The sequence below is a fragment of the Streptomyces sp. NPDC060205 genome (assembly GCF_042728395.1).
Classification (GTDB): domain Bacteria; phylum Actinomycetota; class Actinomycetes; order Streptomycetales; family Streptomycetaceae; genus Streptomyces.
Genome location: NZ_JBHWZP010000285.1, coordinates 1 through 12,213, shown reverse-complemented (window position 1 = coordinate 12,213; position 12,213 = coordinate 1). Strand labels below are relative to the sequence as shown.

The window sequence follows — 12,213 nt, the reverse complement described above, 5'->3', positions numbered from 1 at the left end:
GTCGTAGATGGCCTTGGCGCCCCTGCCCAGCTGCGGACCGGCCAGCCAGGTGCTGTCGGACGGGCCGATCGACGTGTTCGAGACGAGTACGGTCTTGCCGTCGACCACGCGGAACCAGCCGCCGCCGGACGAACCACCGGTCATCGTGCACCCGATGCGGTACATGGTCGGCAGCCCCGGGTCGAGCGAGAGCCGGCCCGGCCGGTCGACGCACTTGTGCATGATCAGACCGTCGAAGGGCGCCGCCGCCGGGTAGCCCCAGGCTCCCATCGCGCCCGCGTTGCGTGCGGCGGGCGTGGAGAAGTCGACGTCCAGCGCGTTGCCGACCGTCTCCTCAAGGGACTTGGAGCCGGTCTCCGGCTTCACGTGCAGCACCGCGTAGTCGTACGGGGCACCCGCGCCGCCCGACTCCGAGCCGCCCTCGATCCACTCGTCGGAGGTCGAGGCCCAGTCCGCCCAGAACTGGCCGTACGGGGCGATCTCCTGCTGCGTGGCGTTGCCCAGCTGGGCCTCGGACTTGCCGAGGTCGTTGTAGGCCGGCACGAAGGCGATGTTGCGGTACCAGCCGCCGCCACCGCCGGCGTGCACACAGTGGCCCGCGGTCCACACGAGGTTGGACTTACCGGGGTTGCGCGGATCCGTGACGACCGTGCCGGAGCAGACCATCGAACCCTCGGGGGAGTCGAAGAAGACCTTCCCGACCGGCGCGGCGTTCTCGTGGTACGGCGTCTTCTCGCGCGTCGCCGTGACCGGGGCGGGCGCCGGATCGCTGACGCCCTGCTCGGCCGCCGCGTCCTTCGTGGAGACCGTCTTCCCGGGATCCTCGGCGGATGTCATCCGCTCGGGCTTCCAGAGACCCTCGATCACCGGGTTGACGAAGTCCTGTGCCTCACTGAGCCACTTGTCCTTGTCCCAGTTCTTCCACTCGCCGTCCTTCCAGTCGTCCACATCGATGCCGTGCTCCTTGAGCCTGTCGGCGATGTCGGCCGGAATTTCGATCTTGTCGGAACCGGAGGACTCGGAACCCGTGGCAGCCGGCTTGTCGGCGGCCTTGTCGTCCCCCGAGTCACAGGCGGTGCCGGTGAGGGCCAGAGCCGCGACGAGTCCGGCGGCGGCGAGGAAGCGGCCCCGCCCGCGGCTTTCCACGAAGGACGGACGTGTGGAACGCATGGTGTTGGTACCCCCGATAGAACGTGTATTTCTGACCTGCGGGTCGAGCACCTGCGGATCGGGCACCCGAAGCTTCGAGGACGAACGGCGGGCGGGCCGTGCATGTTTCCGTCGGGCCCACCCTGCCGCCGCCCGTCCTCGTGCCGCTACTGCTGTGCCGCGTACTTCTTGCTCACCGCGTCGTAGATCCCCTTGGCCTCCGCGCCCAGGTGCGGACCCGCCAGCCAGCCCGCCGTCACCGGGCCGATCGAGGTGTTGGAGACCAGCGCGGGCTCGCCGTCCGAACCCGTCGCGACCCAGCCACCGCCCGAGGAACCGCCGGTCATGGTGCAACCGATGCGGTACATCGTCGGATTGGACTTGACGAGCGAGAGCCGGCCCGGCTTGTCCGTGCACTGGTACATGGTCTCGCCGTCGAACGGCTTCGCCGCCGGGTAACCGGTCGCGGTGATGTCCCCGACCTCGGACACCGCGGGAGCGTTGAAGTCGACCGGGAGCGCCGAACCGACGGTCTCCTCCAGGGACTTGCCGTCGCCACCCTTCTCCGGCGTCACATGGATGACGGCGAAGTCGTACGAGGCACCGTCGCCGCCCGTCGGGCCGCCCTGCTCGATCCACTGGTCCGAGGTCTGCGCCCAGTTGCCCCACCAGACGCCGTACGGGGCGACCTGCTCCTTGGTGGCATCGGCGCTCTCGGCCGCCGACATGGCGCTGTCGTTGTACGAGGGCACGAAGGCGATGTTCCGGTACCAGCCGCCCTTGGCACCCGCGTGCACACAGTGGCCCGCCGTCCACACGAGGTTGGACTTGCCCGGGTGGGCCGGGTCCTGGACCACGGTCGCCGAGCAGACCATCGTGCCTTCGGGGGAGTCGAAGAACACCTTGCCGGCCTCGGGCACGTTCTCGTGGTACGCCGCCGGAACGGCCTGCGCCTCCACCGGCGCGGGCTCGGGGTCGGTCACGCCCTGGTCACCCGAGAGGTCGTTCTCGTCGACGCCCTTGCCCTGGTCCGGGTCCTCGGCCTCGCGCATACGGTCCGGGTCCCACAGGTCCGCGATGATCGGGTTGATGTAGTCGCCGGCCTCGCGCAGCCAGTCGTCCTTGTCCCAGTTCTTCCAGTCACCGCCCTTCCACTTGTCGATGTCGATGCCGTGCTCTTTGAGCCTGTCCTTGATGTCGTCCGGAATCTGGATCTTGCCGTCACCGGCCGCGGCGGCGGACGTCTCGGCAGCCGCGTCGGCGTCGCTCCCGGAGTCGCAGGCGGTGGTGGTCAGGGCAAGCGCGGTGGCCATGCCTACCGCGGCCAGCACGGGGGAGATTCTGCGGCGCGGGCTCCTCCCTCGACGGGCGGCGAAGAGCGGGCGTATCGGTCGCATGGTGTGAACTCCCCCTGGAGGTGAACGAACAACTCTGTGCTGCCACACGGGATTTCGCAGGGATCCGGGGACCCATGCGTACCCGACGTGGACCGCGGGTGCTGATCAGCGAGGATCGCCGAACGGCACCACAGACTATGCCGTTGCTGTGGGGGACTTCCGACGGGCCCGCAACGGTTCCGTCACGGCAAGGATCTCAGCTCCGCCGTTGCCCCGCGCGGTCCTCGTCGTTGGTACGTACGGGGGACGTTCGGGCTGCGTTCATCCCCCTGCCGCCTCATCGGGCGGACCGGCAACTCGCCTCCGCACAGCGTGGCACGGACGGCGTGAACAGCGGGAGGACGACAGACGTGGCTGTGACGGAGTCCGCGCCCGGGGCGGCGCCCGCGACACGGGACGCGGCGGGGGCACGCACGATGCACGAAGCGGCGGGGGCGCGAACGCAGGAGAACGCGACGGCGCACACGGCGTACGAAACCGCGTCCGGACGCACGGCGCACGAGAACGCGACGGCGCGCGCGGCGCAAGAAGGCATTCTGCGAAGGCAGTCGGCGCGCGAGTCGGCGGCACGCACCTATGCGCGCGCCCTGCCGATCGTCCCCGTGCGGGCGCGTGGGCTGACCATCGAGGGCGCCGACGGGTGCCGCTATCTCGACTGTCTCTCGGGCGCCGGCACACTCGCGCTCGGCCACAACCACCCGGTCGTCCTGGAGGCCATCCGCAAGGTCCTCGACTCGGGAGCCCCGCTGCACGTCCTGGACCTGGCCACACCCGTCAAGGACGCCTTCACCACCGAGCTGTTCCGCACGCTGCCGCCCGGTCTCGCCGACCGTGCGCGGGTGCAGTTCTGCGGCCCCGCGGGCACGGACGCGGTGGAGGCGGCACTGAAACTGGTGCGCACCGCGACCGGGCGCAACGGAATCCTCGCCTTCACCGGCGCCTACCACGGGATGACGGAGGGAGCGCTCGCGGCATCCGGCGGCGCCCCGGACGTACGCGTCACCCGCCTGCCCTATCCGCAGGACTACCGCTGTCCGTTCGGCGTCGGCGGCGGGCAAGGCGCCGAACTCGCCGCCCGCTGGACGCAGTCCCTCCTCGACGACACCAAATCCGGGGTGACGACCCCCGCGGGCATGATCCTCGAACCCGTGCAGGGCGAGGGCGGAGTGATCCCGGCCCGCGACGACTGGATGCGGCGGATACGGGAGATCACCGCGGCGCGCTCCATTCCACTGATCGCCGACGAGGTGCAGACGGGGGTCGGCCGCACCGGCACCTTCTGGGCGGTCGAGCACAGCGGAATCACCCCCGACGTGATGGTCCTGTCCAAGGCCATCGGCGGCAGCCTGCCGCTGGCCGTCGTCGTGTACCGCGACGACCTCGACGTATGGGAACCAGGCGCCCACGCCGGCACGTTCCGCGGCAACCAACTCGCCATGGCGGCGGGCGCCGCGACCCTCGCATACGTCCGCGAGAACGGGCTCGCCGAGCGCGCCGCCGCCCTGGGCGACCGCATGATCGGCCAACTCCGTTCTCTGGAAGCCGACTTCGGCTGCGTCGGGGAGGTGCGCGGCCGAGGTCTGATGATCGGCGTCGAGTTCGTCGACCCGGAGAAGCCGTCTACAAGCCCCGGTGGTCCTCCTCCCGCCGCGCCCGAACTGGCCGCCGCCGTCCAGCGGGCGTGCCTGCGCCGCGGACTGATCGTGGAACTGGGCGGCCGGCACGCCGGCGTGGTGCGCCTGCTCCCACCCCTCACGATCACCGACGAACAGGCGACCGCCGTGCTGGACCGGCTCGCTGACGCGGTGGCGGAGGTGGCGAAGGCGGCGAAGGCGTCCACCGGGCGAGGCGCCACGGGTACCCGGAGGTCGCAGACCGATCGCACCGAACAGACCGTACGAGCCGAGCACGCAGGGTAGGGCGGCGGACCTATGGGGGGATCCGGGCCCGGGACCGGGAGGCAAGCGACCCGAAGACCTTGGTGACAACCGCCAGGGCTGCCCGGCGGCACCCTCCCTCTCTCCGCCCCGACCTGGAAACGCACAGGTGTCACTCATGCCGGAACAGCCCCGGTTCGTCGCCGTACGAGCCTGAACCACCTCCAAGGAACCCTTTTGAACGCCACGCCCGCATCCGACGGACGCCCCCAGCCCCACGAGCGAGCAGCCTGCCGCCCGCAGGTCCCGCTCGGGCCGGGGACCGAATCGGTCCCCCGGCAGAAGGGAGGGGCCAGGAAGTCCGAAGGACTGCACGGCGCCACCACGGACCTGCTGGAACACCCCGACCCGCACACGGCCGCCCAGGCCGCGGCCGTGGAGAACCTGCTGCGCTGCTGGGTACGCGAGCACGACCTCCCCGCTCCCGCCGACGGCGTCCTGCGCATCCCCCTCCCTGCCAGTGGTACGGCCCTTGTCGTCCCGGTCCAGTACTGGTCCCCCACGGGGTGGCACCGACTGGGCCCTCCTCACCTCGCCAGCGCCCCGGAGCAGGCCCCGCCCACCGACGCCGTCACACTCGCGGCCCTGCTGGGCCGCGAGACCCCGACACATGAGGCGCCGACGCATGGGGCTCCGGTGTACGGGGCCGCGGTGGACAGGACCGTGACGGACGGGGCCCCGACGAACGGCGTCCCGACCGCGTGCGTCGAGTCCGCCCCGGCGCACACGGTCGCCGACGCGACGACCCCCGCTCCACCGGGTGAGACCGCCGCACCGGGTGCGACCCCCGGTGAAGTGAGCACCTACGTCGCCTCCATGACGGCTGCCGGGTCCCGCGCCTCGGTCGACGACGGAGACCTGGTCGGCCGGGTCGCGGACTCCCTGCGGCGGACCGTCGTGTTCATCGCGGACCGCAGGCAGAACCCCGCCGACGGCCCCGACCTCTTCCTCTCCGCCGAACAGTCACTGCTGCTCGGCCACCCGCTCCACCCCACCCCGAAGAGCCGCGAAGGCCTCTCGGTCGCCGAGAACCTGCTCTACTCCCCGGAGCTGAGGGGCTCCTTCGCCCTGCACTGGATGGCCGTAGCCCCCTCCGTGCTCGCCACTGACTCGGCGTGGACCGAGCGCGGCCGACCCGTACCCGCGGAACAGCTCACCTCCCGGCTCGCCGGTTCGGGACTGCAACTGCCCGAGGGCTACGCCGCGCTGCCGATGCACCCCTGGCAGCTTCGAGAAGTCCACCGACGCCCCGAGACCGCACAACTCCTGTCCGCCGGACTGCTCCGTGACCTCGGCCCCCACGGTTCCCCGTGGCACCCCACCTCCTCCGTCCGCACCCTCTACCGCTCCGGTGCCCCCGCGATGCTGAAGCTGTCGCTGGGTCTGCGTATCACCAACTCCCGCCGGGAGAACCTCCGCAAGGAGTTCCACCGCGGGGTCGAGGTCCACCGCCTGCTGCGAGCAGGCCTCGCCGAACAGTGGCAGGCGGCCCACCCGGGCTTCGACATCGTGCGCGACCCCGCGTGGCTCGCGGTGAACGAACCCGACGGCACCCCGGTGACCGGCCTCGACGTGATGATCCGCCACAACCCCTTCGCACCGACCGACGATGTCTCCTGCATCGCCGGGCTCGTCTCGCCCAGGCCCGGCAGCACGCACACCGGACAGCGGCACCCGGAGCAGCCCCGGTCCGCGACCCGGTCACGGCTCACCGAGATCGTCACCCGGCTCGCCGGCCGCACGGGCCGGCCGCGTGGAGCCGTCGCCGCGGAGTGGTTCCTGCGCTATCTGGAATATGTCGTCCGCCCCGTCCTCTGGCTGGACAGCGAAGCCGGCATCGCGCTGGAGGCACACCAGCAGAACACCCTGCTCCTGCTGGACGCGGATGGCTGGCCCAGGGGAGGCCGCTACCGCGACAACCAGGGCTACTACTTCCGCGAGTCACGGCGCGCGGAACTGGACAAGCGACTGCCCGGCATCGGCGAGCACAGCGACACCTTTGTCTCCGACGCGGTCACCGACGAGCGGTTCGCCTACTACCTCGCCATCAACAACGTGCTCGGTCTCATCGGGGCCTTCGGCTCCCAACGCCTCGCCGACGAGCGTCTGTTGCTGGCAGCCTTCCGCCGCTTCCTCACCAACGTCGCCTCCGGCCCGGCCCGGCTGCTGCGGACCACCCTGCCCTCCCTTCTGCTCGACTCTCCCGTCCTGCGCTGCAAGGCCAACCTGCTGACCCGGCTGCACGGCCTCGACGAACTCGTCGGCCCGGTCGACACCCAGTCCGTCTACGTCACCATCGCCAACCCCCTTCATTCCTGAGGAACATGACCCACCCCGTCTCCTGAGAGGAGCGTCGCCGTGCCTCCCCCCGATGCGAGCACCGACGCCGCCGACGCAGCTGCCGGTACCGGTATCGCCCCCGGCGCCGGCGTCCGGAGCGAAACGGACCCCGCTGCGGGCGGCCCGGGCAGCCCGGGCAGGCCGTATGGCACGGGCAGCTCGGGCAACGCGGACACCCTTGACCTGCGTCTGCCCGAGGACCTCCTCGCGCTCTTCGCAAGGGACGCTGAAGCAGCACCGCGCCGGACAAGACCCGCGCACCCCCTCACCCCCGCCGGTGAGGACCTGCTCGACCGTGTCGGTGACTGGGGGCAGACGGCCACCGCCGTGGGCGTCTTCCACCTAGTCCCCGTACACCTCGCCCGTGACCTGCCGCTGATCAGGCACTGGATGAACGACCCTGCCGTCGCTGCCTTCTGGGAGCTGGCCGGCCCCGGTACGGCGACCGAGGACCACCTGCGCACCCAACTCGACGGAGACGGACGCAGCGTCCCCTGCCTCGGCGTGCTGGACGGCACACCGATGAGCTACTGGGAGATCTACCGCGCGGATCTCGACCCCCTGGCCCGCCACTACCCGGCCCGCCTGCACGACACCGGAATCCACCTCCTCATCGGCGGCGTCGCCCATCGCGGGCGGGGACTCGGCACGATCCTGCTCCGTGCTGTCTCCGACCTCGTCCTCGACCGTCGTCCCTCCTGCGCACGAGTCGTCGCAGAGCCCGACCTTCGCAACACGCCCTCCGTGTCCGCCTTCCTGAGCGCCGGTTTCCGGTTCTCCGCCGAGGTCGAGCTGCCGGACAAGAAGGCAGCCCTCATGGTCCGAGACCGGGCCCTGCGTGATCTGTTGTAGCGCCGTCACTTTTAGTACACCGCTCGCCCCGATCAGGTTCCCAGTCGAGGAGTCCCTGTGCCGAACCCGTCCGCCGCCCCGGCTCCCGGAGAGCCGTCACGTCTCTACGACCCGCCGGAACTGAGCCAGGAAAGATGGGAGGAGGCGGGGCGCCGCCTGCTCGCGAAGATGATCGGCGAGTTCGCGCACGAGGAGATTCTGCTGCCGGAACCGGCCGTGCACCTCACCGGCGGCACGGCGGCAGCGGTCGTTTCCTCCAGCCCCTCCAGCCCTCCCAGTCCCTCCAGCCCTTCCAGTTCCTGCAGCCCTCCGGGCCCTTCCAGCGCGGGGGCTGCCGACGGGTCCCGGGGCCCCAGAGGAGACGATTCGCCACGCGACGCGGAAGCTCCGCGGCCACCTGCCACGCCGCCCACCCCCGAACGCCAGGGCCCGGCCTCGCCCCCTTCATCCCCCGATCCGGACGCCGCCCCCGACGGCGAGCGCTCCTACACCCTGCGCCTCGACGCCGGCGGCATCCTCGCCTTCCGGGCCCGCCGCGGCGCGTACGACAGCTGGCGCGTGGACCCGTCCTCGCTCACCCTGACCGAAGCGGCCGGAACAGCCGCAGCTCTCACCGCCGAACGCTCCGCCGCGGCCGAACCAGAGACCGGAACCGAACGCGCCGCCCGGCTCGCAGGCGCTGCCGAAGCCGAACCTCCCGCTTCAACCGAACCAACCACCGAGCCCGCGCCTCCCACCGAGCCCGCGCTCACCGAGTCCGCGCCCGCCGAGTCCGGGCTCTCCACCGACTCCGCGCTCACCGAAGGGTCAGCCACCGCACCCACCACCCCCACCGACCCCGAGCCACCCCCACACCAGCGGCCCTACACCGACCCCCTCGACTTCCTCACCCGAGCCCGCGCCGTGCTCCATCTAGATGGCGCCACGCTCGGCCATGTCATCCGCGAACTGTCCACCACACTCGCCGCGGACGCCCGGCTGGACCACACCGCCCTCCCGGCCGCCCGTCTCGCCGATCTCGGGTACGCGGAGCTGGAGGGCCACCAGACAGGCCACCCGTGGATCGTCCTCAACAAGGGCAGGCTCGGCTTCTCCGCGACGGACGCCGCCCAGTGGGCCCCTGAGGGCCGAAGGGCGACAGTCCTGCCGTGGATCGCCGTCCACACCTCGCTCGCCACCTACCGGGGCGTCCGGGGGCTGGACAGCGCCGACCAGCTCTACGCGCGCGAGCTGGACCCCGCCGTCCGTAAGTCGTACGACACCGCACTGCGCGCGCGGGGGCTCACTCCGGAGTCTTACCTCTATCTGCCCGTGCACCCCTGGCAGTGGAACGACGTCGTGCTGCCTCTCTTCGCGCCTTCCGTCGCCGCGGGAGCCATCGTCCCCCTGCCCCCGGACGGCGATCTCCGTCTGCCCCAGCAGTCGATCCGTACCTTCCTGAACACCTCGCGTCCGGACCGGCACACGGTGAAACTGCCGCTGTCCGTCCTCAACACCCTGGTGTGGCGCGGTCTCCCGACGGAACGCACGCTCGCTGCCCCCGCGGTCACCGCCTGGATGCACGGACTGCGGGACACCGATCCCTTCCTGCACGACACCTGCGGGGTGATCCTGCTGGGCGAGGTCGCGTCCGTGACGGTCGGGCACCCGGTGTACGACGCGCTGCCGGAAGTCCCCTACCAGTACAGGGAACTGCTCGGCGCGATCTGGCGCGAGCCGCTCTCCCGTCATCTCGTGCCCGGCGAACGGGCCCGTACGCTCGCCGCTCTCCTGCACACCGATCCCGAGGGCCGTGCCTTCGCGGCTGAGCTGGTCGAGCGCTCGGGCCTCGACCCGCGCAGCTGGCTGCGCCGCCTCTTCGCCGCGCTGCTGCCACCCCTGCTGCACTTCCTCTACCGGTACGGCACTGTGTTCAGCCCACACGGCGAGAACGCGATCGTTGTCTTCGACGACCACGACGTACCGGTGCGGCTCGCGGTGAAGGACTTCGTGGACGACGTGAACGTCAGCGCGGAGCGGCTGCCCGAGCACGCCTCCATGCCCGACGACGTACGGGCGGTGCTGCTCACGGAGCCGGCCGCCTTCCTCACCCAGTTCATCCACTCCGGACTCTTCGTCGGTGTCTTCCGCTATCTGGCCCCGCTGTGCCAGGAGCAACTGGGCGTCCGCGAGGACGAGTTCTGGTCACTCGTCCGGGCGGAGATCCTCCGGCACCACAGGCTCTTCCCGGAGCTGAAGGAACGCTACGAGACGTTCGACCTGCTCACTCCGCGTATCGAACGGCTCTGCCTCAACCGCAACCGGCTGCACCTCGACGGCTACCGGGACCGGCCGCAGCGCCCGCACGCAGCCGTGCACGGCACCGTCCCGAACCCCCTCCACCAGTCGTGATCACCCACCGCGCCGACGCCCGTGTACGCGTCCTGATCACATCCCCCTCCACCGCCGCGATCACCCGGTTGTCAGTGCCGACCCGTAGGGTGGTCGGGCTATGACAGAGCCCTCACTCCCCGAACTCCTGCACGCCGCCGTCACAGCCGTCGGCGGTACGGAGCGCCCTGGCCAGGTGACCATGGCCGAATCCGTCGCGCAGGCCATCGACGACGGTTCCCATCTGCTGGTCCAGGCGGGCACCGGCACCGGTAAGTCGCTCGGCTACCTGGTTCCCGCGCTGGCGCACGGGGAGCGGGTCGTCGTGGCGACCGCCACCCTGGCGCTCCAGCGGCAGCTCGTGGAGCGGGATCTGCCGCGCACGGTGGACGCCCTGCATCCACTGCTGCGCCGCCGCCCCGAGTTCGCGATGCTCAAGGGCCGGTCGAACTACCTGTGCCTGCACCGTCTCCACGAAGGAGCGCCGCAGGACGAGGAGGAGGGCCTCTTCGACCAGTTCGAGGCGGCCGCACCCACCAGCAAGCTCGGTCAGGACTTGCTGCGGCTGCGGGACTGGTCGGACGAGACCGAGACGGGGGACCGCGACAACCTCACCCCGGGAGTCTCGGACCGGGCCTGGTCGCAGATCTCTGTCTCCTCCAGGGAGTGCCTCGGCGCCTCGAAGTGCGCCTACGGAGCGGAGTGTTTCGCCGAGGCGGCCCGTGAGCGCGCCAAGCTCGCCGATGTCGTCGTCACCAACCACGCGCTCCTGGCGATCGACGCCATCGAAGGCGCCCCCGTCCTCCCGCAGCACGAGGTGCTGATCGTCGACGAGGCTCATGAGCTGGTCTCCCGGGTCACCGGAGTCGCGACCGGCGAGCTCACCCCGGGCCAGGTCAACCGCGCCGTGCGCCGCGCGTCGAAGCTCGTGAACGAGAAGGCGGCCGATCAGCTCCAGACGGCCGCCGAGGGCTTCGAGCGGCTGATGGAGCTGGCGTTGCCCGGCCGCCTGGAAGAGATCCCGGAGGATCTCGGGTACGCGCTTATGGCCCTGCGTGACGCCGCCCGCACGGTGATCTCGGGGATCGGGGCGACCCGCGACAAGTCCGTCACCGACGAGGACGCGGTCCGCAAGCAGGCCCTCGCCTCCGTGGAGAGCGTCCACGACGTGGCGGAGCGCATTACGAACGGCTCCGAGTGGGACGTCGTCTGGTACGAGCGCCACGACCGCTTCGGAGCCTCCCTGAGGGTCGCGCCGATGTCCGTGGCGGGTCTGCTGCGCGAGAAGCTCTTCACGGACCGCTCCGTCGTCCTGGCCTCGGCCACGCTGAAGCTCGGCGGCGACTTCAACGGCGTGGGCGCCTCCCTCGGCCTGTCCCCGGAAGGCGTCCAGGGAGAGGACATCCCGGTCTGGAAGGGCCTCGACGTCGGCTCGCCGTTCGACTACGGCAAGCAGGGCATCCTGTACGTCGCGAAGCACCTGGCCAGACCCGCCCGGGACAGCGACCGCGGAGACATGCTCGACGAACTCACCGAGCTGATCCAGGCGGCCGGCGGTCGTACGCTCGGCCTGTTCTCCTCGATGCGGGCCGCCCAGCTCGCCGCGGAGGAACTGCGCTCCCGCATCCCGGAGTACCCCATCCTGCTCCAGGGCGAGGAGACGCTCGGCGAGCTGATCAAGAACTTCGCCGCGGACCCGAAGACCTGTCTGTTCGGCACGCTGTCGCTCTGGCAGGGCGTGGACGTCCCGGGCGCCAGCTGTCAGCTGGTCGTCATGGACAAGATCCCCTTCCCCCGCCCCGACGACCCGCTGATGAGCGCCCGCCAGAAGGCCGTCGAGGACGCCGGGGGCAACGGCTTCATGGCCGTCGCTGCCACGCACGCGGCCCTGCTGATGGCGCAGGGTGCCGGCCGCCTCGTACGGGCGACGGAGGACCGGGGTGTGGTCGCCGTGCTGGATCAGCGGCTCGCCACAGCGCGCTACGGCAACTACCTCAAGGCATCGTTGCCCGACTTCTGGTACACGACGGACCGGAACCAGGCGCGGCGGTCGTTGGCCGCCATCGACGAGAAGGCGCGGAAGGCCGAGGCGGCACAGGAGGCCGAGGCGGCCGAGGATGCCGTGGCGGCCGAGGAGGGCTGAGCGGAACACAGGGGCTGTTGCCTCC

General features: G+C 71.0%; 7 protein-coding genes. 5 read left to right on the top strand and 2 right to left on the bottom strand.

What is annotated here, in order from left to right:
- Together ACFWGJ_RS34420 and ACFWGJ_RS34415 are read right to left on the bottom strand one after the other, a co-directional pair.
- Nucleotides 1-1,170 (bottom strand): hypothetical protein (locus ACFWGJ_RS34420; protein WP_387332446.1); only part of this gene is annotated, 1,170 nt, incomplete at its 3' end.
- A 146-nt stretch (nt 1,171-1,316) separates the two neighbouring features.
- A complete protein-coding gene (locus ACFWGJ_RS34415; RefSeq protein WP_387332444.1) occupies nt 1,317-2,546 on the bottom strand; it encodes a trypsin-like serine peptidase in 1,230 nt (409 codons plus the stop codon).
- A gap of 350 nt (nt 2,547-2,896) precedes the next feature.
- Between ACFWGJ_RS34415 and ACFWGJ_RS34410 the strand changes: the two genes are divergently transcribed.
- The 5 genes from ACFWGJ_RS34410 (at nt 2,897) to ACFWGJ_RS34390 (ending at nt 12,188) form a co-directional block, all read left to right on the top strand.
- Nucleotides 2,897-4,465, top strand: coding sequence for a diaminobutyrate--2-oxoglutarate transaminase family protein (locus ACFWGJ_RS34410; protein WP_387332442.1), 1,569 nt, complete (start codon nt 2,897-2,899; stop codon nt 4,463-4,465).
- 195 nt (nt 4,466-4,660) lie between these two features.
- Nucleotides 4,661-6,802, top strand: a complete 2,142-nt coding sequence (locus ACFWGJ_RS34405) for an IucA/IucC family protein (RefSeq protein WP_387332441.1) — start codon at nt 4,661-4,663, stop codon at nt 6,800-6,802.
- 39 nt (nt 6,803-6,841) lie between these two features.
- Entirely contained in the window at nt 6,842-7,675 is an 834-nt protein-coding gene (locus ACFWGJ_RS34400) for a GNAT family N-acetyltransferase (protein ID WP_387332439.1), read from the top strand.
- A 57-nt stretch (nt 7,676-7,732) separates the two neighbouring features.
- On the top strand, nt 7,733-10,066 hold the full coding sequence (locus ACFWGJ_RS34395; RefSeq protein WP_387332438.1) for an IucA/IucC family protein: 2,334 nt from the start codon (nt 7,733-7,735) through the stop codon (nt 10,064-10,066).
- A gap of 100 nt (nt 10,067-10,166) precedes the next feature.
- A complete protein-coding gene (locus ACFWGJ_RS34390) occupies nt 10,167-12,188 on the top strand; it encodes an ATP-dependent DNA helicase (RefSeq protein ID WP_387332436.1) in 2,022 nt (673 codons plus the stop codon).
- Nucleotides 12,189-12,213 lie beyond the last annotated feature (25 nt).

Excerpts from the sequence above, each read along its gene's own strand:
- ACFWGJ_RS34390 (WP_387332436.1), top strand. The coding sequence starts at position 10,167 with ATGACAGAGCCCTCACTCCCCGAACTCCTGCACGCCGCCGTCACAGCC.
- ACFWGJ_RS34415 (WP_387332444.1), bottom strand. The coding sequence starts at position 2,546 with ATGCGACCGATACGCCCGCTCTTCGCCGCCCGTCGAGGGAGGAGCCCG.